This window comes from Brevibacillus fortis, from assembly GCF_046196545.1.
Classification (GTDB): domain Bacteria; phylum Bacillota; class Bacilli; order Brevibacillales; family Brevibacillaceae; genus Brevibacillus; species Brevibacillus fortis_A.
This window is the reverse complement of record NZ_CP176370.1, coordinates 3728232-3750862: the sequence shown is the minus strand read 5'-3', so window position 1 is coordinate 3750862 and position 22631 is coordinate 3728232. Positions and strand designations below refer to the sequence as shown.

The following is a 22631-nucleotide window of genomic DNA, read 5'->3' as shown; positions in this document are numbered from 1 at the left end:
TGGAGGATTAACAGCATGTCACAACCAACAATTACAGTAGTGGGCGCTGGTCTCGCTGGTAGTGAGGCAGCATGGCAAATCGCGCAGGCGGGTGTAAAAGTAAAGCTGTATGAAATGAGACCGAAGACACAAACGCCAGCGCACCATACCGATAAATTTGCAGAGTTGGTATGCAGTAATTCATTGCGTGCTAACACGTTGACGAATGCAGTGGGTGTATTAAAAGAAGAAATGCGTCGACTGAACTCTGTCATTATCAATGCGGCAGATCGTTGCGCGGTTCCAGCTGGAGGCGCGCTTGCCGTAGACAGACACGAGTTTGCGGCTCATGTTACAGATGCCGTTCGTAATCATCCTTTAGTTGAGGTCATTTCGGAAGAGATTACCGAAATTCCTGATGGGATTGTCGTAATTGCCACGGGGCCACTTACTTCTCCAGCTTTGTCTACAAAGTTAAAAGAGCTGACGGGTGAAGAATATCTGTACTTCTATGATGCAGCCGCGCCCATTATCGAGAAAGACTCGATTGATATGAACAAGGTATTCGTTGCTTCCAGATATGATAAAGGTGAAGCAGCCTACCTGAACTGCCCGATGACAGAAGAGGAGTTCAATCGCTTCTATGATGCGCTGATCTCTGCAGAAACAGTTCCATTGAAGGAATTTGAAAAGGAAATCTTCTTCGAAGGCTGCATGCCGATTGAAGTATTGGCAAAGCGCGGGCACAAAACCATGACATTTGGTCCCATGAAGCCAGTAGGTCTGGTTGATCCGCGGACAGGTAAAAAGTCTTACGCAGTTGTACAGCTCCGTCAGGACAATAGTGCTGCGACATTGTATAACATTGTAGGTTTCCAGACCCATCTGAAATGGCCGGATCAAAAAAGAGTCTTTTCACTCATTCCTGGATTGGAAAACTGCGAGATCGTTCGTTATGGTGTCATGCACCGCAACACTTTTATTAATTCGCCAAAACTGTTGAAGCCTACGTATCAGTATAAAGATCGGGAATCACTTTTCTTTGCTGGTCAAATGACTGGTGTAGAAGGATATGTAGAGTCAGCGGCATCTGGCTTGCTTGCGGGGATAAATGCAGCACGACTCGCAAAAGGGGAAGAATTGATCGAGCTTCCGCCAGAAACAATTATGGGCAGCATGGCTCGTTATATTACAACGGCAGATCCAAAGCATTTCCAACCAATGAACGCAAACTTCGGATTGGTACCGGAATGGCCAGAAAGAATCCGAGACAAGCGTTTGAAAAATGAAAAGCTCGCTGAGCGGGCGCTAGATACAATTCAGAATTTTACACAAGAACGACACAATTAACATTGATATCCGATTTTCGTCTGTGTTACTATATAGGTGCTTCGAGGAGGGTGCATCCCGTATGGACATTTCGCATCAAAATTCTGCGGATATTGAGATGTTTACCCGCTATTTGCGAGTTGAAAAAAACGCCTCTCCTCATACGGTGAAGCAGTATGTGGCAGATATCAGCGAATTTGTCTCCTTTATGGAACAGCACCAAATCACCGTATTTGCTGCTGTTTCTTATTTGCATGGTCGCTCCTTTCTCGCGCAATTGGCTGGCAGGGGGCTTTCCCGGCGAAGTATTGCCCGCAAGCTATCCAGTTTGCGTAGCTTGTACCGATTTCTGTTGCGTGAAGGTCAACTGGAACAGAATCCATTTCAACTAGTCTCCACTCCCAAAATGGAGAAGAAACTTCCTTCCTTTTTATATCCACAAGAAGTTCAAGCTTTTTTCGATCTGCCTGATACAACCACTCCATTGGGAATTCGTGATCGGCTGATTTTTGAACTGTTGTATGCAAGCGGCATGCGTGTTACGGAGCTCACCACTTTATCTGTGAGTGATGTGAATCCGAGTATGGGAGTCGCCTTGGTTTATGGAAAAGGAGCGAAAGAACGGTATGTGCCGGTTGGAAGTTATGCCTGCGACGTTCTTCGGCAATACCTAGAATATGGAAGAGAAAAACTGTTGGCTGGAAAAGTAGAACACGGCAATTTGCTGGTTAACTATCGGGGAGAACCGTTATCCGACCGCAGTGTTCGGCGGATTGTAGACAAATACGTAGATACGTACGCTCTTCAATTGCGGGTTTCACCACATACCTTTCGTCATACGTTTGCGACCCATATGTTGAACGGCGGCGCTGATCTGCGTACCGTGCAAGAATTATTGGGACACGTCAATGTTTCGACGACACAGGTGTACACCCATGTGACCAAAGAGCGACTTCGGCATGTATATGACACCGCTCACCCACGAGCAAACCCGGGCAATACAGGTTCCGCCAATCGGACATAACGGGAGGAATCAGTGATGGAACAGTTTCACGCAACAACCATATTTGCTGTACAGCACAATGGGTCTGTAGCGATGGCCGGAGATGGTCAGGTTACGTTTGGCAACAGCATGGTAATGAAGCACGGTGCCAAAAAAGTAAGACGTCTATATCGCGGCGAAGTTTTAGCAGGATTCGCTGGCTCTGTTGCTGATGCCATTACGCTTTTTGAGAAGTTTGAAGGAAAGCTGGAGGAGTATCACGGCAATCTACAGCGTGCTGCTGTAGAGCTGGCGAAAGAGTGGCGCATGGATAAAATTTTGCGTCGTTTGGAAGCAATGATGATTGTTGCCAATAAGGAGCATTTGTTGCTTATCTCCGGCAATGGCGAAATCATTGAGCCTGATGATGGGATTCTTGCCATTGGTTCTGGCGGTAGCTTTGCCCTTGCAGCAGGTCGTGCATTGAAAACATATGCGCCTCATCTCGGCGCACGTGAGATTGCGGAAGCATCGCTTCGTACCGCTGCTGAAATTTGCGTGTTCACAAACAACAATCTTGTTGTGGATGAGTTGAATTGAGCGAAAGGGAGGAACCTACTGTGCTGAATCTTGAGCAATTAACCCCGCGTAAGATCGTAGAGCATTTGGATAAATACATTGTCGGGCAGGCACAAGCCAAGAAAGCCATTGCTGTAGCGCTTCGCAACCGCTATCGTCGCAGTCGTTTGCCAGAGCAAATGATTGATGAGGTTGTTCCAAAAAACATCTTGATGATCGGACCTACTGGTGTTGGAAAAACGGAAATTGCACGTCGGATTGCAAAACTGACAGGTGCTCCTTTTATTAAAGTAGAAGCAACGAAGTTTACGGAAGTCGGTTATGTAGGACGAGATGTGGAATCGATGGTCCGCGATCTGGTGGAAGCTTCTATCCGTACGGTCAAACAGGAAAAAGTAGAGTCGGTGAAAGAGAAAGCCGAGAAGCTTGCGAATGAAGCGATTGTGAACGTACTCGTCCCATCTCGCAAGCAGTCGAACTCGTTCAAAAATCCGTTGGAGATGTTCTTCGGTGGACAGCAGCAACAGCAGCAGGATACCTCTGATCAAGAAGAAGTGTCGATTCAGCAGCAACGCAGACAAGTCATGTGGCAATTGACGAATGGCCAGTTAGAAGAGCAAATGATTGAGATTGAAGTCGAAGATCAATCACCTTCGATGTTTGACATGTTCCAGGTTCCGGGTACAGAACAAATGGGGATGCAAATGCAGGATATGCTCGGTAGCCTGATGCCTAAGCGGATGAAGAAACGAAAATTGCGAATAAAAGATGCGCGAAAGGTATTAATTCAGCAGGAAGCGCAAAAACTGGTGGATATGGACGAAGTTACGCAGGAGTCAATTCGTCGAGCTGAACAACACGGTATTATCTTCATTGACGAAATTGACAAGATTGCGGGCAAGGATGGGCGTGGCCCGGATGTATCCCGTGAAGGGGTCCAGCGTGATATTTTACCGATTGTGGAAGGCTCAACTATCATGACCAAGTATGGTCCTGTCAAAACAGATTATGTTCTGTTTATCGCAGCTGGTGCTTTTCACATGGCAAAGCCATCAGATTTAATTCCTGAATTGCAAGGCCGTTTTCCGATTCGGGTGGAACTGACTAGCTTGCGCGTTGAAGATTTTGTCCGAATTTTGACTGAGCCTAAAAACGCGTTGCTTAAGCAGTACGTGGCCCTCTTGGAAACAGAAGGTGTGCGTATTGAATTTACACCGGAAGCCATTCAGGAACTCGCTCGTCTCGCTGCTGAGGTCAATCAGAGCACAGATAACATTGGTGCTAGAAGATTGCACACGATATTGGAGAAGCTACTGGAGGATCTCTCTTTTGAAGCCCCAGAAATTCACTTAGAAGTTGTACAGATTACCCCCGATTATGTCAAACAGAAATTAGGTACAATCGTGGGGAACAAAGACTTGAGTCAATATATTTTATAACATTGGATAGGCAGCACATATAATTAGGAGGAAATACAGATGGATCTACTGTCAAAAACAAGAAGAATTAACCGCATGTTGCAAAAATCCGCGGGTCATGCCGTGAACTTCAATGAAATGTCCCAAGTTTTGAGTGACGTTATTGAAGCAAATACTTATGTGGTAAGCCGCAAAGGAAAGCTTCTCGGCTATGCGATTCATCAAGAGATGGATAACAGCCGTATGCGCAAAATGCTGGAAGAGCGTCGTTTCCCAGAAGAGTACAGCATGGGGTTACTGAAAGTAGATGAAACATCTGCGAACCTGGATGTAGATAGCCCATACACCATTTTCCCAGTTGAAATGAAGGAAGTATTCCGCACAGGTTGGACGACGCTTGTTCCAATTATGGGTGGAGGAGATCGTCTCGGTACGCTGATTTTGGGTCGTATTAACGATCAATTTGTCGATGACGACCTGATTCTTGCAGAAGTAGGGGCAACTGTAGTAGGTATGGAAATCTTGCGCGAGCGTTCTGAAGCAATCGAAGAAGAAGCACGCAGCAAAGCGGTTGTACAAATGGCGATTGGTTCCCTCTCTTACAGTGAGTTGGAAGCAGTTGAACATATTTTTGAAGAACTCGAAGGCAAAGAAGGCTTGCTCGTAGCCTCCAAAATCGCGGATCGCGTAGGGATTACTCGCTCTGTAATTGTAAACGCACTGCGCAAGCTGGAGAGTGCGGGCGTTATCGAATCCCGTTCTTTGGGGATGAAAGGTACCTTCATTAAAGTCCTGAATGAAAAGCTGTTGCCTGAGCTGGAGAAGCTCAAAACCTCATAATATACCTTGCGAAAAGTTACAAGAAAGTAAACAAAAGGTGTAGCAACTCATGTTGCTGCACCTTTTATCATGGGACTTTAGTCCTATTTATTTCAAAAAACGACACATTATTACCATAAATTATATATTGATTTTTAATGCGTGCCTCGACTTCTGCAATGGTTTGAATATGGTTTCCTTGTAAAATGCAGTAAAAAAACAGGAAAGATAAGGGATTTAGTCCCATTGAATCATTTTGAAAAACGTCATGAAAAGGGGCTTTTTTGTCCAAATTGATTTTGCTATGATTGAATCGTATTAGGGTGTCGAAAATACAGGAAATATAGGTGGTTTTAGGGAAAACAATTGACTCATATTGGGGGAGAAGGAAAAATGCTGGATAGTTACCATCTGCAGGTCCTGGAGAGATCACTCGACGCTGCAACATTGCGACATAGAACGATCGCAAACAACCTTGCCAACATAGACACCCCTCAATTCAAAAGTCAACAAGTCATCTTCGAGAGCTTTTTGCAAGATGAGTTGAACGCAAGAGCGGGAAATGGCAAGTTAGAAGCGTATCGGACCAATCAACGACACCTCCCGTTTGGAAATGTAGGGGGCGTTGCAGTACCACAGGTTGTGTCCAATCCGAATAACTTCATTCAGAACAGTGGCAATGATGTTGACTTAGAAGCAGAAACAACAGAATTGGCCAAAAACCAAATTTGGTACAGCGGTTTAACGCAATTGACAGCAGGGCATTTTCAAAAACTACGGAGTGTAATTGAGGGTGGAGGTAAGTAAAGATGAGCTTGTTTCAGGGAATTAACACAAGTGCTTCTGCCTTAACAGCTAACCGCTTGCGATTGGATACAATTGCCTCCAATATTGCAAATGCGGAAACCACTCGAGCAAACTTCGTAGATGGCGCTTGGCAGCCATATCGGAGGAAAATGGTGGAGTTGTCACCTCAAACAAATGGAACATTTGATAACTTCCTGCAAGCAGCCGTGGGAACGGTCTCAGGAAGTCGGGGTGGACAAGGTGTGAAGGTTACAGCGATTCAAGAAGACAATACTCCGTTTAAGCGAGTATTTGATCCATCTCACCCAGATGCAGATCAAGACGGATATCTCTTGATGCCGAATGTCGACCCGATGAAAGAGATGGTGGACATGATCTCCGCATCAAGATCATACGAAGCCAACGTGACAGCACTGAACGCTTCCAAATCGATGATGCTAAAAGCATTGGAAATCAAGTAAAGCGGGTGACAGTAAGGAATGGAAATGAGTGCAATCTCCCAACTAACGCCAATTCGTACACCGAGTGTGAACAAGCCAACCCCAGCTGAAGTTTCCCAAGAATTCTCATCGTTTCTATCGGATGCCATGAATAAAGTGAATCAGGCGCAAGTAGAATCGTCGAATCTTGCCGACAAGTTTGCAGCGGGAGAAATTACCGACTTGCACCAATTGACTGTTGCAGGTCAAAAAGCTTCCGTGATGCTACAAATGACTATGCAGGTCAGGAACAAGATGATTGAGTCTTATCAAGAAATCATGCGCATGTCGATTTGATCGTTGTTGGTATCCTTTGAGAGGTGAAACATGAACGAACGTTTAGCAGTATACAAAGACCAGTTTACGTCAAAATGGAACCAATTTTCCAAGAAGCAAAAATGGATGATTCTCGGTATTTCGCTCTTCCTCTTGATTTCTCTTGGTCTATACATATACATCGCTTCTCAGCCGGTGTACAAACCACTCTACAACCAAAAATTGAGTGAACAAGAAATCGGGACTATCAAGCAAGAGTTGGAAGCTTCACAAATCCCATATCGTATCACGGGGAATGGTACAAGTATCGAGGTTCCAGAAAAAATGGCACAAGATGTCATTGTCGATTTGGCTGCGCAAGGTATTCCGAGTCAAGCAGGAATTAATGCAGAAATTTTCTCCAGTACCCTTGGAGTTACAGATCGCCAATTTGATGTCATGAAGAAAGAGGCTTTGCAACAAGAGCTGCGGAAGATGCTGGAACGTGTTAAAGGCGTACGCTCCGCACAAGTGATGATTACATTGCCGCAGGAAAGCGTTTGGGTGACGGAGACTCCGGATACAGCGACGGCTTCCGTTATCGTCGATGTTGAACCTGGAACAGCGCTTGATCAAAAGCAAATTAACTCGCTATATCTGCTTGTTTCCCGAAGCGTTCCGAAATTGCCGATGGAAGCGATTGCGATTACAGACCAGTATTCCAATCCGTTAGAACGTTCCGAAGGCAATGAAAACGAAGGCACATTGAGTAGCTTTAAGCAACAGGAAACAATCAAGGCAGATGTTGAAAAGAAAATTCAACAAAACCTGTACAACTTGTTGGGTACAATCATGGGACGCGATAAAGTCATCGTCCATACGTTCATCAAAATGAACTTTGACAAAGAAAATCGCGTAGAGAACATAGTTGAGGCACCTGACAAAGAGAATAACGAAGGACTTATCATTTCTTCTCAAAAATTATCAAAAGCTTTCTCTGGACAAGGTCAACCTCCAGGGGGAATTGCAGGAACCAATAACAATGCAGTTACGAACTACCCAGGAGCTAACCCACAAGGAAGTAACAGTCAATACGAAGAGTTGAATGATACGATTAACCGTGAAGTAAATCGCATCACACGAAATGTTACATCAAGCCCGTACAAGATCGAAGACATCACAATCAACGTTGGGGTAGAACCGCCAGATGGTGCAACGTTGGATGCTGCTACGCTCGAGAGCATCAAACAAGTGTTGCGCAATGTTGTTCGTGTTACTTTGAGTGATCAGGCTTCTAATTTAACGGATGCTGAGTTGGACAAGCATATTTCTGTACTCCCTCGTCAGTTCTCAGGAAAAGCTGAGATTGAGGATTCCAGTGCACTAAGTCCTGCTGTTCTTTGGACAGTTGGTGGTATTGCAGTCTTGGCACTTGCTGCTGTTGCCTTCCTCGTTTATCGCAGACGCAGTCAAGCGAAGCAACAACAAGAAGAAGAGGAATTGCCAGACTTGCTGACACCGTTAAACGCGGCCGAAATACCAGACTTGATTTACCAAGAAGATGGAGACCAGGTAGTGGTCAGAAAGCAACTTGAAAAATTGGCGCGAAGCAAACCAGATGAGTTTGTTGTTCTGCTTCGTACTTGGTTAGCAGAAGATTAAGGAGTGAATGGTATGGCTCGCGGCGCTAAAGAGTTGTCAGGACGACAAAAGGCAGCTATCCTCCTCATCTCACTCGGGCCGGAAGTTTCTGCCCAGGTGTTCAAGCATTTGCGTGAGGATGAGATCGAGCAACTGACATTAGAAATCGCCAATGTGCGAAAAGTGGATACGGATGAAAAAGATAAAATTTTATCTGAATTTCACCAGATAGCAGTTGCCAAGGAGGTAATTGCACAAGGCGGGATTACGTACGCCAAAGAAATTTTGCAAAAAGCTTTGGGCGAGACGAAAGCGATGGATATTATTAATCGCTTGACGGCAAACCTTCAAGTTCGACCGTTTGACTTTGCTAGAAAGGCTGACCCAGGTCAAATCCTTAACTTTATCCAAAATGAACATCCACAGACGATAGCCTTGGTGCTTTCATATCTGGAAGCTCAACAAGCAGCCATGATCCTGTCCGCTCTTCCTCAAGAACGGCAAGCAGAGGTTGCGAAACGTATTGCGACTATGGACAGTACTTCTCCGGAAGTAATCGCTCAAGTTGAACAGGTATTGGAGCAAAAGCTCTCTGCCACTGTTACCCAAGATTACACGCAGGCAGGCGGGATCGAAGCGATCGTGGCTGTACTCAACGGGGTCGATCGTGGAACCGAACGCACGATTCTGGATTCCCTCGAAATTCAAGATCCAGAGCTGGCAGAAGAAATCAAGAAGCGTATGTTCGTCTTCGAGGATATTGCTACACTCGACAACCGTTCGATTCAGCGCGTTATCCGCGATGTGGAAAATGCCGATTTGCAACTTTCTCTCAAAGTATCCAGCGAAGAAGTTCGGGAAGTTATTTTCCGGAACATGTCCAAACGGATGGCGGATACCTTCAAAGAAGAAATGGAGTTTATGGGCCCAGTTCGCCTTCGCGACGTAGAAGAGGCACAATCTCGTATCGTTGCAATTATCCGTCGCTTAGAGGAGGCTGGTGAGATCATCATCGCCCGCGGTGGAGGAGATGATATCATTGTCTAGGATCATCAAAAGCGCCAATTATCGGCCTTCTGAGGAATCTTTTCTCCTCTCGGTAACGCCTGTACCACTAAAGACGGAAGAAGTTGCCGAAAGGTTGCAAGAAAATCAAGAAATTTTTAATCAAGCTGAGATCGAGGCGAAAAGGATCATCTCAGATGCAGAAGAAACCGCACAAAACATCTTGCAACAAGCTGCGGAGCAAGCAGAGCAAGTAAAGCAAGAGACGCTTACTCAGATGGAAGAATGGTGGGAACAAAAGCGTCAGGAAGCTGCGCAACTTTTTCAACAAGTACAAGAGCAGGCTATGACGGAAGGGCACGAGGCAGGTTTCGAAACGGGTAAACGTGAGGCTTACGAGGAGCAAACAGCTACACTCAGCCAAGCAAAAACCATTCTGGAACAGGCGTTTGCCGAGAAAAAACAGGTTATAGCTGAGGCGGAGCCTTTTCTAGTGGAACTCAGCTTGGAAATCGCTAAAAAAATCATTGGACAGGAATTGCAACAGCATCCCGAGCAGGTCCTGGAAATGACTAAAAAAGCACTCCGCCGCTCCCGTGTTCATGGCGAGATTACGGTGTGCGTCAACCATAAGTACTTCGATTATGTGCTCGAACATCGTGCTGGTTTTCTGGAATTGTTAGATGGACAAGCTGAGCTCTCCATTTACCCTGACTATACCGTACAAGATGGTGGATGTGTCATCCGTACTGCCTTGGGAAGTGTCGATGCCCGCATTGATACACAAATGGAGGAGATTAAGCAGGCGCTGCTTACGATTGCCAGAGGAAGTGAGGCTCCATGAGCATCCTAGATCTCTCGAAGTACAAGCACATGCTGCATGGATTAGATCCGATGCGCGTGAATGGCAAAGTGACACAGGTTGTTGGACTCACCATTGAGTCGCAAGGGCCAGAAGTGAGATTAGGCGAGATTTGCCATCTATATCCGGCTAACACAAAGGAACCGATCATCGCAGAAGTCGTTGGCTTTCGCGAAAACAAAGTGCTGTTAATGCCATTAGGCGAATTGACCGAAATTGGTCCAGGTTGTGATGTAGTCGCGACAGGACGTTCGCTAGATGTAAAAGTTGGACCTGAAATATTGGGTTCGATCCTCGATGGACTGGGCCGTCCTTATCAAGGTTCACTGCCATTTGGGCTGACGTCTTATCCTACCAACAATATGCCGCCAAATCCGATCCTTCGACCGCGCATTCAAGAACCATTGAGTGTAGGTGTGAGAGCGATAGACGGTCTGCTTACCATCGGGAAAGGTCAGCGGGTCGGCATCTTCGCAGGATCAGGGGTAGGAAAAAGTACATTGATGGGAATGATCGCCCGAAATACTACGGCAGATATCAATGTGATTGGTCTTATTGGGGAACGCGGCCGTGAAGTCATGGAGTTTATCGAGCGCGATCTTGGGGAAGAAGGACTAAAGCGGTCAGTTGTTGTCGTAGCTACTTCCGATCAACCTGCCATGATCCGAATCAAGGGAGCAATGATTGCGACATCCATAGCGGAATATTTCCGCGATCGTGGAATGAATGTCATGCTCATGATGGATTCCGTCACCCGCTTTGCCATGGCACAACGTGAAGTGGGCTTGGCAATCGGAGAACCGCCGGCTACGCGTGGTTATACGCCATCGGTGTTTGCGATGCTGCCAAAGCTGATGGAGCGCGCGGGAACAGCGGATAAGGGAAGTATTACAGCCTTTTATACCGTACTGGTTGATTCTGACGACATGAACGATCCGATTGCGGATGCAGCGCGGGGGATTTTGGACGGTCACATCGTTCTTGACCGAAAAATCGCTCATAAAGGTCACTTTCCTGCCATTGATGTGATGGCGAGTGTAAGTCGTGTCATGAATGAAATCGTCGATAGTAACCATTTGGATGCTGCTCGTCAGCTGAAAAAGCATTTGGCTACGTTTCGTGAAGCGGAGGACCTCATTAATATTGGGGCGTACAAGCCGGGAAGTAACCGGGAAATTGATGCGGCTATTCGCTATCGCGATATCATTTCTGGTTTTACGGCACAAGGAACGCATGAGCCATCTACTTTGCAGAGCGCTATCCAAGCGTTGACAGCTCATTTCGGAGGAGTGAACTAACGTGCGAGTGTTTCAGTTTCATCTCCAAAAGGTTCTTGATTTAAAGGAAAAAGAAAAAGAACAAGCAGAGTGGGCTTTCGGAAAGTCGATCCAGCGTAAAAACGAAGAAGAGTGGAAGCTTTCTCAACTAACCGATCATCATGACGAGATGACGGTGAAGCTCCAGGAAGTACAGATGCAGACATGCAGTGCTGCACAGCTCATTTCCATTACGCAATATCAGCAATCTGTTGCGAGATCCATACACAATCAGCAACGTACCTTGCACGGTTGTGAACAGGATGTGGAACGCTGTCAGTCACGATTGACGGAACGTATGAAAGAGTCCCAACTATGGCAACGCCTTCGGGAAAAGTCGCTCCACCAATTTCTGGACGACCAGAAGCAAAGAGAGCAAAAAGAGTTGGATGAGATCGGTACGCAGCTCTATCTTCGCCGAAGCTACTGAGGGAGGTCCAAATGGAAGAAATCCAAGAAGAACGGGAATACGGGAGGTGGGAATGGTTCTTTTATATGATTGTCATTCCTGCACTGTTTGCCAGCCTCCTTGGCGGTGTGCTCCTGAGCTTGCTCGGAGTAAACGTGTTAGGGACTGTTCTCCACTGGGCTAACTCCATACCGTACGTGGAAAAATTAGTCCCGGACGAATATGCGGCAACTCCCGACTCAAAAGAACAACCTGACATGGACAAACAAGTGGTAACCCTACAGCAAGATCAAGCAAAAAATCAGCAGCAGATTAGCGCTTTAAAAGAAGAGGCAGCAAAGAAAGACGCCACCATTGTGGCGCTAGAAAAGCAACTCGATGATGTAAACAAGGCAATGGAAGACAAGCGTGCGACTGAGGAAGAACGTCAGAAGCAGTTTGCAGACTTGGCAAAAGTGTATACGACCATGTCTCCAAAAAATGCGGCAGCCATCATTGAAAATCTAAAACTACAAGAGTCAGTTGCCGTCATGACAAAAATGAAACCTGCACAGCAGGCAGACATTTTGGCCAAGATGGAACCGAAGAAAGCTGCTGATATTTCGATCTTGTTAAAAGATTCAGTAGTGAACAAAGATGATGACATTGCGGCCTTGCAACAACGTGTTGATGTGCTGACAAGGGCATTAAGCGATACGCGTGATGGTTCTGATGCAGAGGATCTAAAAAAGACGTTCGCTCAATTGCCTCCAGCGGATGCTGCTGCCATCATTCGTTCACTCATGGATACAAACAAGGGTCAAGCTATTGCCTTAATGAAAGATTTGCCTGTGGATAAACGGGCCCAAACTCTCTCAGCGATCGCCAATGACGACAAGAAGCAGAAAGAACCAGATAATATGGCGGCTCGCGTCACGACAGAGTTGCTTCGAAAATAGATTGAGTAATCATCTGTTTTCGTTCCTATAAGCAACAAATCAAAAAGAGGAGGTGAACGAGATGAATGTGGCCAATTTGACCCCTGCAGTAGGATCAGCAGGATCTGTTACAGCTACACCTGCAACGAACGCGGGAACAACTGGTTTAGGTCAAATGTTTTCCATGCAATTGATGCAGGTGTTGGATCAGGTGGGGAACCCAGAAGATACAATGGTGGCGCCAGAGGGTTTAAGTGAAGAGGAAATGCTAGCATTAGCTGAGCTCATGGCATTATTTGCCCAACTGCTTGGCTCTGGTCAAACTACGCAAGACGAATTACCGCCTGACGCCCAGGAAAAATTTGCAACTGCAATTGAACAACTCATGGGTAAAGCACAAGGAAATGCTGGTCAAGTGAGTGAGGATTTAAAGCAAATCCTAGCTAACCTGAAAAAAGGGGAAGCAACTCCAAACGAACTGGACAAGCTGGCAGCTCTTCTCGAATCCTTGAAGAATCAAAAAGGAAATGCGGAAGAGTCAAAACGAAGTGGTCTGAACTTGCGATCCGATGTGATGGCAAACATGAACACAACCCAGCAGGACACGTTAAAGACGATTTCTTCACTGCGATTGAACCAAGGTCTCTCGGCTTACAAGCTAGAGGCAGGGATTCAGTCTCAAACTGTACAGCCTACACTGCAAGGCGGCCTTTTGAATCAAGAGGGCGATGCACAAGAGGGCATGTTGAATGGAAATGGTCAGACACCGATTGTTGCTTCATCAAATACGCAGACACAATCTGTACAGACCTTTTCGCAACAGTCGGTTCCCACACATCATGTGAACGCCAATCAATTGACACAGCAAGTCACACAACTTTTCGTGTCCAAGATGCAGTTGACGCAAAATAATGGCGTACATGAGGCAAGGCTGATTCTAAATCCACAATCTTTGGGCCAAGTAGATGTAACAATTACTTCCCAAAATGGAGTGATTACAGCACAGTTCCATGCCGAAACACAGGCTGGAAAGGAAATGCTGGACAATCAACTTCCGCAGCTTCGAGCTGCGTTGACACAACAAGGCTTGCAAGTTGATCGCTTGGAGGTAAACCAGCAGCAGGATACAGCTTTTAACTTCCAACAGCAGCGTGAACAAGCACGACAACAGCAAGAGAATCGACAACAGCAAGATAAAGACGAGCAAGAATTTGCTCTCGATGCCCTGGTAGACAGCAATGAATCAACAGAAGTGCTATGGAATCGATTGCGGGAAACGGCTCGCGGCATTGACGACATCGTCTAGGATTGGATACAAGGAGGAAGCGCCATGAATCATTTTCGTGTGGGGCAACCCTATTTTCCTCCGAAAACGAATCACGTCGCAAAAGCTACTACCCAGACTGCTCCGGGAAACAACAAGTTATTTCAGCAGTATTTGACGGAATCGATTGGCGCTGCAACAAAGGCGGAGCCACTTAGTTTTAGCCAGCATGCCGTCAATCGCTTGCAGGAGCGGGGCATTACGTTAGAAAGACAGCAGATGGAGCGTTTGGAATCGGCTGTGCAAAAAGCAGCCGCCAAAGGCGCCAGAGAGTCTCTCGTTATGATGGATAATGTGGCCTACGTCGTGAGCATCGTAAATCGGAAAATTATTACCGCCGTAGACGATGGCAGCATGAAGGACAACGTATTTACTAACATTGACAGTGCCATTTTCGTGTAGGTGGCTGTTTACTGGGCTGGACCTCCTTATGAGGAAGCCCATTCGGCTACCGACTGACAGAGGTAGCCGCTGTAAATGAGAAGGTAAAGGAGGAAGTTTGTATGCTTCGATCTATGTATTCAGGTATTTCAGGCTTGCGTGGCTTTCAAACGAAGTTAGACGTTATTGGTAATAATATCGCGAATGTAAACACCGTTGGTTTCAAAAAGGGCCGCGTAATGTTCCAAGATATTTTGAGCCAAAACGTTCAAGGGGCTGGGGCTCCTACAGCTGGTGCGAAGGGCGGAACTAACCCAACTCAAATTGGACTAGGAGCTTCAATCGCATCGATTGATACCGTCTTCTCTGCTGGTAGTCCGATGACAACCAACCTGCCAACAGACCTTTCTATCGAGGGCGATGGATTCTTTATGGTCAGCCCGGATGAAGGAGCCACGATCTATTATACGCGTGCAGGCAACTTTACACGTGATGCAGAGGGGTACCTGGTGAACTCCCAAGGGATGAAGCTCATGAACTCTGATCCAGGTGTAATTCAGATCAACCAAGATGATGGGATTGTTTCTTACTCCATTGGAAAAGACGGAGTCATCACAACGGTGGATGATACAGGTGCTTTAGACTCTGCGAATACCATTGGGATAATGACCTTCAATAACCCAGGTGGTTTGAAGAAGATTGGGAACAATCTTTACGAAAACACAGTAAACGCTGGAGCGAATGGTGGTGACCCGCGGACACCAGTGACGCCAGTAGATGCAAATGTAAGCATCATCGCAGGACAACTGGAAATGTCCAACGTTGACCTTTCTGAAGAATTTACAGAAATGATCGTGGCACAGCGCGGTTTCCAAGCAAACTCTCGGATCATCACGACATCTGACACAGTACTAGAAGAACTGGTGAACCTGAAACGATAATTTCGTTTAACGGAAAAAAGCCGGGGAAGCGTTCTAAGTCTTCCCCAGCTTGATCCGGAAAGGAGCAGCCAATGATTAAGTTAACTCGGTTTAACGGCTCTACTTTTTATCTGAACATCACTCACATTGAAACTGTTGAAGGAACTCCGGATAGCGTAATCACGCTGTTCAACGACAGAAAGTACATCGTGAAGGATTCGGTGGAATCCATCGCTGAACGTGTTCAGGCTTTTTATCATAATGTTCCTCCGGCAACTTCTGTACCGAAAATGCCGGGTGATTCAAATGAATAGCGGGAGGCATTAGCGATGTTTCAAAATCGATTGTTTAACATGGCTCTAATCATTATCATCGCGATATCGCTACTGGGAGTGGTCTCGTTTGTTCTCTGGCAAACATATCTCTCTCCGGCTGCGCAAACAGCCACGACGGATGAGCAAGAAGTGAAGACGCTCACGGCAGAGGAAATGAAAGAGTTCTCCGTTGACACTGGCGAAATTACTACGAACTTGCTAACGAATAATTACATGATTGTACGCTTTAGCATTACAGCCGACAGTGCTGATGCCAAAACAGAGCTGGAGCAGCGTTTGCCGCAAGTCAATCAGGTGATTATTAAAACATTGGCGGGGTTGACACCAGAAGACATAAAAGGAACTGAAGGTGTGAACAAGCTGGAAGCAAAAATCATGAATGAAATCAGCTCCCTGATGCAAGAAGGTAAGATTGTTCAAGTAGTGACAACCAAACGCGTCTTGTCATAGGAAGCGATTATGGTATACATAGCAAGGAGGTGACGACATATGGCCGAGGTTCTCTCACAGAGTGAGATTGATGCGCTGTTGGCTGCCCTATCTTCGGGCGAAATGGATGCCAACGAGCTGAAAAAGGAAGAAACTGAGCGTAAAATCAAAGTTTATGATTTCAAACGCGCCCTGCGGTTCTCAAAAGATCAGATCCGTGGTTTAACGAGAATCCATGAAAACTACGCGAGGCTGTTGACTACGTATTTTTCAGCTCAGCTCCGTACCTTCGTGCAAATTACGGTTGCCTCCGTCGATCAATTGCCGTATGACGAATTTATACGTTCTATTCCCAAGATGACCATCTTGAACATCTTTGAAGCTCCTCCGCTGGAAGGACGAATGGTTTTGGAAGTAAATCCAAACATCGCCTATACCATGCTGGATCGACTTCTGGGAGGACAGGGGGCGATTCCGGAAAAGATGGGCGCCCTTACGGAAATTGAAACAACGGTGATGGAACGCGTATTCGGCAAAGCGCTGGATACTTTCCACGAGGCATGGAAGCAAATCATTGAGCTAGATCCGTACCAGGAAGGTTTGGAGATGAATCCACAGTTCATGCAGATCGTCTCACCTAACGAGATTGTCGTGGTAATCTCCTTTAGTACAAAAATCGGCGATACAACAGGAATGATCAATCTCTGTTTGCCTCACGTGGTACTGGAGCCAATCATGACAAAGCTGTCTGGACAATACTGGTTCTCCAAACAAAAGAAAACGCGGGATGAAGAAGAGCGCCTGCGTGTAGAAGACCGAGTAAAAGTTGCAAAATTGCCGATTGTTGCTGAAATGGGAACAGCTACGATTACAGTAGGAGATTTCCTACAGCTACAAAGAGGCGATGTCATTCAATTAGATCAATCGATCGACAACAAGTTGAAAATTAAAGTGGGCGACCACTTAAAGTTCTTGGGTCAGCCAGGAACACTTAAAGGAAGAGTCGCCGTACAGATTGATGAAGTCATAGAGGAGGGGGAGGAACAAAATGAGTAGAGATATGCTTTCTCAAGACGAGATTGACGCGCTGTTACGTGCGAACAACTTGGTTGAGGACGAAGAGGAAGCTGTGTCGGCAGTGACCCAGGATGTTGCCGAATTTCTGTCCCCGTTTGAACAGGATGCACTCGGAGAAATTGGTAATATCTCCTTTGGGAGCGCAGCTACTGCGTTATCTACTTTGTTAAGTCAAAAAGTAGATATTACAACCCCTACTGTTTCCGTAGTCAATGTCGATGAATTGGAAAGCGAATTTCCGATTCCTCACGTAGCCGTCCACGTGGAATATACAGATGGTTTCAAAGGAATTAACCTGCTAGTCATTCGCATGGAAGATGCTGCAGTTATCGCGGATCTGATGATGGGCGGAGACGGCAGACCTGCGAACACTGAAATGTCTGAGCTTCATATCAGCGCGGTTCAGGAAGCAATGAATCAGATGATGGGTTCCGCTGCTACGTCCATGTCGACGATTTTCAACCAGTTCATTAATATTACGCCACCAGGCATCGATGTAATGGATCTGGCGCAAGGCAAGGGTGGAGACAGCTTCTCTGATGATGACAGTCCTCTGGTGAAAGTATCTTTCCGCTTAAAGGTAGGAGAGCAAGGCGAACTTATCGATTCCAATATTATGCAGCTTCTCCCGCTTTCCTTTGCGAAAAAGATGATTGATAGATTGGTTGGAGGTTCAGAGGATGAAGCAGCAGCGGCGGCCCTCATAGATGAGATAGAGATGCCTTCTCTGCCTGCTATGAGTCTGTCGGCTCCTTCTATCCAACCAAGTGCGCCGGAGCAACCACAGAGCCACGTACCGCCTGTAGCGCCGCCACCACAGCAACAACCGATGTATCAGCAACCGCCGGGTTACGCACAGCCAATGGGCTACCCAGGACAGCCGCCGATGTATCCTGACGCGTATGGACAACCAATGATGCCACCAGGCTACGCTCCATACCCAGGTATGTATCAGCAACCTCCAATGGCTCCACCAACACCACAGCATTTCGGAGGTCCTGCAGCAAGTCAGGCGAATGTAGTACCAGCACAATTTGCTCCACTTGGAGGTGCTCCTATGTATACAGGAGACATACAGAACTTAAACTTGCTTCATGACATTCCATTGCAAGTAACAGTTGAGTTAGGTCGTACGAAAAAGCTCATTAGAGAAATCCTTGACTTGTCCGCTGGATCGATTATACAGTTGGACAAGCTGGCAGGTGAGCATGTAGACATTTTGGTGAACAACAAATTAATTGCCAAGGGCGAGGTTGTCGTCATTGATGAGAACTTTGGGGTTCGTGTTACAGATATCATCAGTCAGATAGATCGTGTTCAAAAATTACAATAATACAATCAAGAGGGAAGTATTAGGGAGGAGCTATTCATGTCTAACAAAGTTTTAATCGTCGACGATGCAGCATTCATGCGTATGATGATCAAGGAAATTCTTTCGAAAAACGGGTACAGCGTCGTAGGGGAAGCAAGTGACGGTGCACAAGCAGTTGAAAAGTACAAAGAATTGGGACCTGATCTCGTAACCATGGATATTACCATGCCAGAGATGGATGGAATTTCTGCATTGAAAGAAATTAAAAAGTTGGATCCTAACGCGCGTGTGATCATGTGCTCCGCGATGGGACAACAAGCGATGGTAATCGATGCGATCCAGGCGGGCGCAAAAGACTTCATCGTAAAACCATTCCAGGCGGATCGTGTTCTGGAAGCGATCAAAAAGACAATGAGCTAATGATGATGATCCGGAATGCAGGGGCAAGACTCATTTTAGCGTTCAGTCTGATCCTGTTGCTTTTCGTCTCCTCCCTGCCAAGTACCGTTTTTGCGGAAGGTTCAGTAGCGGATGCGTACAACCAGGGAAAAGTGCCAACTAGCAATGCGCCCGCCGGCAGTGAACAGCCGGCGGCCATTCCGGGCAGCGGAACAGGAAGTATGATCGGGTATCTAGTTCAAGTCATCTTTTCGCTTGGCTTTATTGCAGTATTGATCTTTTTATTGCTCCGTTTTCTTGGTCGACGTCAAGGGGCTCAAAGTCATGGACCGATAAAAGTGATTAGCGCTACTGCGCTCGGCAATGGCAAAACACTTCAGGTTGTGATGATCGGCGAGTCATTGTATATCGTGGGCGTGGGAGAAAACGTTCAATTGCTTCGTAGGATCGAACCGGGTGAAGAAGTAGATTTGATTTTGAGTGACGCTGAGATCAAACCGATGAAAAGCCCATTCTCACTAGAATGGCTCCCGTTCGGTAAGAAAAAGCAGGCAGAAGAAGAAATCTTGTTTTCTTCTGATATGGACGGCAAAAGCTTTCAAGATCTGTTGCAGGGTCAATGGAACGACTTGAAAAATCGTCCAAACCAAACAGAACATTGGAAGAAAGAGCAAGCTCAGGACAGAGGGGACCAAAAATGAAATATTTTTTGCAGCTGCTGATGCTTGTCGCAGTGTTGCTATCCGTACCTGATATGGTCATGGCGGCGCCAGCGGGGACACCACTTGTTCCAAGCATTGATTTGAAGATAGGCGGCGGAACAGGAACACCGCAGGAGACATCGACGGCCATTCAGCTGTTACTGATTTTGACAGTACTATCTGTAGCTCCAGCGATTTTGCTTTTAATGACCAGTTTTGCGCGAATTATCATTGTCTTGTCTTTTGTACGAAATGCGTTGGCAACTCAACAAATGCCACCGAACCAAGTATTGATTGCCCTTGCGTTGTTTATGACATTTTTCATTATGGCCCCGACACTCGGACAAGTAAACGAAACAGCCGTGCAGCCATTTATGCAAGGAAAGCTATCGCAACAGCAGGCACTTAACGCAGCGGTCATACCCTTTAAGGAATTTATGGCAAAGCAGACGCGTGAAAAAGATTTGTCACTTTTTCTGGAATACACAAAAGCCGAACGACCAAAATCGATCCAAGATATTCCTTTGAATGCGCTGGTACCTGCTTTTGCCATTAGTGAATTGAAGACGGCTTTTCAGATCGGCTTTATGATATTCATTCCTTTTCTCGTAATTGATATGATCGTCTCCAGTATTTTGATGGGGATGGGGATGATGATGTTACCGCCGGTTATGATTTCATTGCCGTTTAAGATTTTATTGTTCATCATGGTGGACGGCTGGTATCTCATAGTGAGATCACTTTTGACCAGTTTTTAGCGACATTCCGAATGCCTCAGGAGGTAGAGCATGACACAAGAATTACTTATGCAGATTGCCCAAAGCTCTGTATATACCATCCTGCTGATTTCGGCACCCGCACTTGGGGTCGCCTTACTGGTCGGTTTGATGGTCAGTGTCTTTCAGGCAACGACACAAATTCAGGAGCAGACACTCGCTTTCATTCCAAAGATCGTGGCCGTATTTGTCGTGATCTTGGCTGCTGGTCCATGGATGCTTCGGGTACTGCTTGATTTTACGATGGGGATCTTTGGTAACCTTCATCGTTTTGTTGGGTAGCATATGAATCTTTTTCTGATGTATCTGCCCGTATTCTTGCTTGTTTTTGTCCGAATGAGTGCCTTTTTTGTAACGGCTCCGTTCTTTTCCATCCGTGGTGTGCCGAATCAGTTTAAAATCGGTCTCGCGTTTATCATGGCCGTCATCAGTTTTCAATCCTTGCCGGTACAAGGCGAGATTCCGATGGATTTGACATTTATTTTGTACGTCATGAAGGAAGCGCTTGTTGGTGTCATTCTTGGTTACATATGTGAAATGATGTTTATCGCCATTCAGGTTGCCGGTGGACTGATGGACATGCAGATGGGTCTCGCAATGGCAAACGTGATTGACCCCAAAACGGGTACATATATCCCGGTGACAGGTAACTTCAAAAACATTCTCGCTGTCCTGTACTTTTTCAGTATTGACGGGCATCACATGCTGATACAAGGTGTGTTAAGCAGTTACCAGGTTATACCGGTGGACATCATGTGGGCGGCTTTCGGAAGCGAAAACGTCATGATGACAGCAGTAAAAACATTTCAAACGATGTTTGTGAGTGCATTTATGATTGCGGCACCGATCGTCGTAGCATTGTTTCTGGTTGATCTCTCTCTTGGTATTATCGCCAAATCTGTCCCGCAGTTTAATATCTTTGTGGTGGGTTTGCCCATTAAACTGCTTGCCGGCTTTTTACTGCTAATCGTGGTGATGCCTGCGTTCTTGCTGACCCTGAACGGATTGTTTGGGAACATGTTCCGGGCACTTGCAGAAATGATGAAATCGCTCGGAGGATCACCATGAATCAATTGAGGCTTTCTTATCAAGTAGATCTTCAATTTTTTAATGGGGAAAAGACAGAAAAAGCTACGCCCAAGAAAAAGCAAGACGCACGAAAAAAAGGGCAAGTCGCGAAAAGTCAGGATCTTTCCCCAGCCTTATCTTTGACAGCATTTTTCTTTCTGTTAATGATGCTTGGCTCTACCATGCTAGGCACATTTCAAGATATGATGCGAGAGTCATTGATTACATACACCACGTGGCAAGTAAATGAAGAAAATTTAAAAGTCATCGTGATGCAGCTCGTATTTGAAGCGATAAAAATTGTAGGACCCATCCTGGGCTTGAGTTTTCTTGTCGCATTTGTGGTGAACTACATGCAGGTAGGTTGGTTAATTAGTACAGAACCCCTTCAAATGAAATTGGAAAAGATCGATCCGATTAAAGGGGCAAAACGAATTTTTTCCTTACGCTCGCTCGTAGAGCTACTGAAATCTTTATTAAAAATAAGCGCAGGCATATATGTCGCGTACGTTATTTTGTGGAATGCAAAGGAACAAGTTGTACAGCTTTCCTTATTGTCTCTCGGAGCAGTCCTATCGTTTACTGCCGAAGAGGTGACAAAGCTGGGAATCTATCTCGGGTTATTGCTTTTCATTCTCGCGATTCTGGACTACGCCTATCAGCGTTATGAGCATGAAAAGAATCTGCGGATGTCCAAGCAGGATCTCAAGGACGAGCATAAGCAAGCGGAAGGTGATCCGCTCATCAAAGGGAAGATTCGTGAACGGCAAAGAAGTATGGCTATTCGCCGTATGATGCAGGAGCTTCCCAAAGCGGATGTCATTATTACGAACCCGACTCACTTTGCCGTTGCCGTTCGCTATGACGCTAGTGCGATGAGTGCACCGACGGTAATCGCCAAAGGGCAAGACTATCTAGCATTAAAAATAAGGGAAGTAGCGAAAAAGCATCGTATCGTTACCATGGAAAACAAGCCCTTGGCCCGGGCTCTCTATAGTCAAGTTGAAGTTGGGCAACAAATTCCCGAAGAGATGTTTAAAGCGGTCGCGGAAGTTCTCGCGTACGTATACAAGCTGCAAGGGAAAGTGAAATAAATGGAAGGAGGATAACCA

Annotated in this window: 27 protein-coding genes; all 27 read left to right on the top strand. The window is 46.1% G+C overall.

What is annotated here, in order from left to right:
- The first annotated feature begins 15 nt into the window (after positions 1–15).
- The 27 genes from trmFO to flhB all read left to right on the top strand — a co-directional run bounded on the left by trmFO (position 16) and on the right by flhB (position 22613).
- The gene (gene trmFO, locus ACKKE8_RS18450) at positions 16–1329 is read left to right on the top strand and encodes an FADH(2)-oxidizing methylenetetrahydrofolate--tRNA-(uracil(54)-C(5))-methyltransferase TrmFO (RefSeq protein ID WP_409174335.1); all 1314 of its coding nucleotides are present in this window, start codon (positions 16–18) and stop codon (positions 1327–1329) included.
- 61 nt (positions 1330–1390) lie between these two features.
- Positions 1391–2332: a tyrosine recombinase XerC gene (xerC, locus tag ACKKE8_RS18445; protein ID WP_144614508.1), complete on the top strand. Its 942-nt coding sequence runs from the start codon at positions 1391–1393 to the stop codon at positions 2330–2332.
- A 15-nt stretch (positions 2333–2347) separates the two neighbouring features.
- Positions 2348–2890, top strand: coding sequence for an ATP-dependent protease subunit HslV (gene hslV, locus ACKKE8_RS18440; RefSeq protein WP_015891764.1), 543 nt, complete (start codon positions 2348–2350; stop codon positions 2888–2890).
- 20 nt (positions 2891–2910) lie between these two features.
- Positions 2911–4308 carry an ATP-dependent protease ATPase subunit HslU gene (gene hslU / locus ACKKE8_RS18435; protein WP_409174334.1) on the top strand — a complete coding sequence of 466 codons (1398 nt, stop codon included), beginning with the start codon at positions 2911–2913 and terminating at the stop codon, positions 4306–4308.
- 39 nt (positions 4309–4347) lie between these two features.
- The gene (gene codY / locus ACKKE8_RS18430; protein WP_048033461.1) at positions 4348–5127 is read left to right on the top strand and encodes a GTP-sensing pleiotropic transcriptional regulator CodY; all 780 of its coding nucleotides are present in this window, start codon (positions 4348–4350) and stop codon (positions 5125–5127) included.
- A 372-nt stretch (positions 5128–5499) separates the two neighbouring features.
- Positions 5500–5913 carry a flagellar basal body rod protein FlgB gene (gene flgB / locus ACKKE8_RS18425; protein ID WP_409174333.1) on the top strand — a complete coding sequence of 138 codons (414 nt, stop codon included), beginning with the start codon at positions 5500–5502 and terminating at the stop codon, positions 5911–5913.
- A gap of 2 nt (positions 5914–5915) precedes the next feature.
- On the top strand, positions 5916–6374 hold the full coding sequence (gene flgC / locus ACKKE8_RS18420) for a flagellar basal body rod protein FlgC (protein ID WP_106653452.1): 459 nt from the start codon (positions 5916–5918) through the stop codon (positions 6372–6374).
- 18 nt (positions 6375–6392) lie between these two features.
- Positions 6393–6689 carry a flagellar hook-basal body complex protein FliE gene (fliE, locus tag ACKKE8_RS18415; RefSeq protein ID WP_017249332.1) on the top strand — a complete coding sequence of 99 codons (297 nt, stop codon included), beginning with the start codon at positions 6393–6395 and terminating at the stop codon, positions 6687–6689.
- Positions 6690–6719: 30 nt separating this feature from the next.
- Complete coding sequence (gene fliF / locus ACKKE8_RS18410) at positions 6720–8309, top strand: flagellar basal-body MS-ring/collar protein FliF (RefSeq protein WP_409174332.1); 1590 nt, start codon at positions 6720–6722, stop codon at positions 8307–8309.
- Positions 8310–8321: 12 nt separating this feature from the next.
- Positions 8322–9335: a flagellar motor switch protein FliG gene (gene fliG / locus ACKKE8_RS18405; RefSeq protein ID WP_007719331.1), complete on the top strand. Its 1014-nt coding sequence runs from the start codon at positions 8322–8324 to the stop codon at positions 9333–9335.
- The gene (fliH, locus tag ACKKE8_RS18400) at positions 9319–10137 is read left to right on the top strand and encodes a flagellar assembly protein FliH (RefSeq protein WP_409174331.1); all 819 of its coding nucleotides are present in this window, start codon (positions 9319–9321) and stop codon (positions 10135–10137) included. Before fliG ends, fliH begins: the two co-directional genes overlap by 17 nt.
- Positions 10134–11453 (top strand): flagellar protein export ATPase FliI, encoded by a 1320-nt coding sequence (fliI, locus tag ACKKE8_RS18395; RefSeq protein ID WP_409174330.1) that lies wholly within the window; start codon positions 10134–10136, stop codon positions 11451–11453. The genes fliH and fliI overlap by 4 nt, the downstream gene beginning before the upstream one ends.
- A 1-nt stretch (position 11454) precedes the next feature.
- Positions 11455–11901 carry a flagellar export protein FliJ gene (gene fliJ / locus ACKKE8_RS18390; RefSeq protein WP_409174329.1) on the top strand — a complete coding sequence of 149 codons (447 nt, stop codon included), beginning with the start codon at positions 11455–11457 and terminating at the stop codon, positions 11899–11901.
- 11 nt (positions 11902–11912) lie between these two features.
- Positions 11913–12818 carry a MotE family protein gene (locus ACKKE8_RS18385; RefSeq protein WP_409174328.1) on the top strand — a complete coding sequence of 302 codons (906 nt, stop codon included), beginning with the start codon at positions 11913–11915 and terminating at the stop codon, positions 12816–12818.
- A gap of 61 nt (positions 12819–12879) precedes the next feature.
- Positions 12880–14103: a flagellar hook-length control protein FliK gene (locus ACKKE8_RS18380; RefSeq protein ID WP_409174327.1), complete on the top strand. Its 1224-nt coding sequence runs from the start codon at positions 12880–12882 to the stop codon at positions 14101–14103.
- A 24-nt stretch (positions 14104–14127) separates the two neighbouring features.
- A complete protein-coding gene (locus ACKKE8_RS18375) occupies positions 14128–14523 on the top strand; it encodes a TIGR02530 family flagellar biosynthesis protein (protein WP_007719306.1) in 396 nt (131 codons plus the stop codon).
- Positions 14524–14624: 101 nt separating this feature from the next.
- A complete protein-coding gene (flgG, locus tag ACKKE8_RS18370; protein ID WP_409174326.1) occupies positions 14625–15443 on the top strand; it encodes a flagellar basal body rod protein FlgG in 819 nt (272 codons plus the stop codon).
- Positions 15444–15514: 71 nt separating this feature from the next.
- Positions 15515–15736: a flagellar FlbD family protein gene (locus tag ACKKE8_RS18365; RefSeq protein WP_015891749.1), complete on the top strand. Its 222-nt coding sequence runs from the start codon at positions 15515–15517 to the stop codon at positions 15734–15736.
- A gap of 15 nt (positions 15737–15751) precedes the next feature.
- A complete protein-coding gene (locus ACKKE8_RS18360; RefSeq protein WP_392430199.1) occupies positions 15752–16207 on the top strand; it encodes a flagellar basal body-associated FliL family protein in 456 nt (151 codons plus the stop codon).
- A gap of 39 nt (positions 16208–16246) precedes the next feature.
- On the top strand, positions 16247–17242 hold the full coding sequence (fliM, locus tag ACKKE8_RS18355) for a flagellar motor switch protein FliM (RefSeq protein WP_409174325.1): 996 nt from the start codon (positions 16247–16249) through the stop codon (positions 17240–17242).
- Positions 17235–18596 carry a flagellar motor switch phosphatase FliY gene (gene fliY / locus ACKKE8_RS18350; protein ID WP_409174324.1) on the top strand — a complete coding sequence of 454 codons (1362 nt, stop codon included), beginning with the start codon at positions 17235–17237 and terminating at the stop codon, positions 18594–18596. Before fliM ends, fliY begins: the two co-directional genes overlap by 8 nt.
- 36 nt (positions 18597–18632) lie before the next feature.
- Positions 18633–18995, top strand: a complete 363-nt coding sequence (locus ACKKE8_RS18345; RefSeq protein WP_007719294.1) for a response regulator — start codon at positions 18633–18635, stop codon at positions 18993–18995.
- Positions 18995–19675, top strand: coding sequence for a flagellar biosynthetic protein FliO (locus ACKKE8_RS18340; protein ID WP_409174323.1), 681 nt, complete (start codon positions 18995–18997; stop codon positions 19673–19675). Before ACKKE8_RS18345 ends, ACKKE8_RS18340 begins: the two co-directional genes overlap by 1 nt.
- Positions 19672–20433 carry a flagellar type III secretion system pore protein FliP gene (gene fliP / locus ACKKE8_RS18335; protein WP_409174322.1) on the top strand — a complete coding sequence of 254 codons (762 nt, stop codon included), beginning with the start codon at positions 19672–19674 and terminating at the stop codon, positions 20431–20433. Before ACKKE8_RS18340 ends, fliP begins: the two co-directional genes overlap by 4 nt.
- A gap of 30 nt (positions 20434–20463) precedes the next feature.
- Positions 20464–20733 (top strand): flagellar biosynthesis protein FliQ, encoded by a 270-nt coding sequence (gene fliQ, locus ACKKE8_RS18330; RefSeq protein WP_007719290.1) that lies wholly within the window; start codon positions 20464–20466, stop codon positions 20731–20733.
- Between the two features lie 3 nt (positions 20734–20736).
- Positions 20737–21519 carry a flagellar biosynthetic protein FliR gene (gene fliR / locus ACKKE8_RS18325; RefSeq protein WP_409174321.1) on the top strand — a complete coding sequence of 261 codons (783 nt, stop codon included), beginning with the start codon at positions 20737–20739 and terminating at the stop codon, positions 21517–21519.
- Positions 21516–22613, top strand: a complete 1098-nt coding sequence (flhB, locus tag ACKKE8_RS18320) for a flagellar biosynthesis protein FlhB (protein ID WP_409174320.1) — start codon at positions 21516–21518, stop codon at positions 22611–22613. The genes fliR and flhB overlap by 4 nt, the downstream gene beginning before the upstream one ends.
- Positions 22614–22631: the final 18 nt, after the last annotated feature.